Here is a 1,800-nt window from a genome sequence, read left to right as displayed (position 1 = left end):
TACGTCGAAAACCACGGCCTCGCTCAAGAAAGGCGCTGATGGCGGAAAGCTTGAATTGCGTCGTGTATTTGCTCATGAAAAAGCCCCAGGAGTTGGATGGGTGTCCAACTTCTGGGGCGCACTTCAGACCGCCATCGCAGGCAAGCCAGCTCCCACACGGGTTCTGCGACACGACTTTGCAGCCCCGCCCGGCAGCGGGCACTAGGCAAGCGCCCCGTCAGCCGCTACATTGGCCGACTTGCGCCTGCCTTTCAGGCCCACCTGTCACCCCTATTGAACACACGGAACCTGCAAAACCCCATCATGGACCCTTCCCCTGGCATTACCCTCGCTACACTCTTCGCCGATTTCGGCATGATTCTTTTTGCACTGATCCTGGTACTGCTCAACGGTTTCTTCGTTGCGGCGGAATTTGCCATGGTCAAACTGCGCGCCACCCGCGTCGAGGCCATCGCCCATAAGAACGGCTGGCGCGGGCAGATCCTGCGTACCGTGCACAGCCAGCTCGACGCCTACCTGTCGGCTTGTCAGCTGGGCATCACACTGGCGTCCCTGGGTCTGGGCTGGGTCGGTGAACCGGCCTTTGCGCACATCCTCGAGCCGATGCTGGGCGCGGTCGGGGTGCAGTCGCCTGAAGTGATCAAGGGCGTGTCGTTCTTTGCCGCCTTCTTCGTGATTTCCTACCTGCACATCGTGGTCGGTGAGTTGGCCCCAAAATCCTGGGCGATTCGCAAACCCGAGTTGCTGTCGCTGTGGACGGCCGTGCCGCTGTACCTGTTCTACTGGGCGATGTACCCGGCCATCTACCTGCTCAACGCCAGTGCCAACGCCATCCTGCGTATCGCTGGCCAAGGCGAGCCTGGCCCGCACCATGAGCACCATTACAGCCGCGAAGAACTCAAGCTGATCCTGCACTCCAGCCGTGGCCAGGACCCCAGCGACCAAGGCATGCGCGTACTGGCCTCCGCCGTGGAAATGGGCGAGCTGGAAGTGGTGGACTGGGCCAACTCCCGGGAAGACCTGGTGACCCTGGACTTCAACGCCCCGCTCAAGGAAATCCTCGCGCTGTTCCGTCGCCATAAATTCAGCCGTTACCCGGTGTATGACGCGGTGCGCAACGAGTTTGTCGGCTTGCTGCACATCAAGGATTTGCTGCTGGAACTGGCGGCCCTGGACCATATCCCCGAATCGTTCAACCTGGCCGAATTGACCCGCCCGCTGGAACGCGTATCGCGGCATATGCCGTTGTCGCAACTGCTGGAGCAGTTCCGCAAAGGCGGCGCGCACTTCGCCCTGGTGGAGGAAGCTGACGGCAAGATCATCGGCTACCTGACCATGGAAGACGTGCTGGAAGTGCTGGTGGGGGATATCCAGGACGAACACCGCAAGGCCGAGCGCGGCATCCTCGCCTACCAGCCCGGCAAACTGCTGGTGCGTGGCGACACGCCGTTGTTCAAGGTGGAGCGCCTGCTGGGCGTCGACCTGGACCACATCGAAGCCGAAACCCTGGCCGGCCTGATCTACGACACGCTCAAACGCGTGCCGGAAGAAGAAGAAGTGCTGGAAGTTGAAGGCTTGCGGATCATCATCAAGAAGATGAAAGGGCCGAAGATCGTGTTGGCCAAGGTGCTGTTGCTGGACTGACTGCAAGCGCAGTGCTGTGTGTGGGAGCGGGCTTGATCTGGTCCAGTAATTTTGGACATTCTTATCGGTTTTCACGCCGCTAGCTTTTCCGCCGCTATCGGTGAGTGGTAACCGTTGTAACTGTGGCGCCTTACACTGTTGTAGCGCGCCACATAT

2 protein-coding genes are annotated in these 1,800 nt (G+C 60.3%); both read left to right on the top strand.

The features are described from left to right. Window positions 1-205, top strand: a 205-nt coding sequence (locus tag GIV35_RS27165) for a hypothetical protein (RefSeq protein ID WP_236265970.1), incomplete at its 5' end; no start/stop codon positions are given. A gap of 98 nt (window positions 206-303) precedes the next feature. Then, complete coding sequence (locus GIV35_RS27160; protein ID WP_003195620.1) at window positions 304-1,644, top strand: hemolysin family protein; 1,341 nt, start codon at window positions 304-306, stop codon at window positions 1,642-1,644. Window positions 1,645-1,800 lie beyond the last annotated feature (156 nt).

It is taken from the genome of Pseudomonas sp. PA-1-6B (assembly GCF_021609545.1).
GTDB lineage: Bacteria > Pseudomonadota > Gammaproteobacteria > Pseudomonadales > Pseudomonadaceae > Aquipseudomonas > Aquipseudomonas fluorescens_BV.
The sequence above is the reverse complement of the archived record's forward strand: the minus strand, read 5'-3'. Positions and strand labels throughout refer to the sequence as shown.

Excerpts from the sequence above, each read along its gene's own strand:
- GIV35_RS27160 (WP_003195620.1), top strand. The coding sequence starts at position 304 with ATGGACCCTTCCCCTGGCATTACCCTCGCTACACTCTTCGCCGATTTC.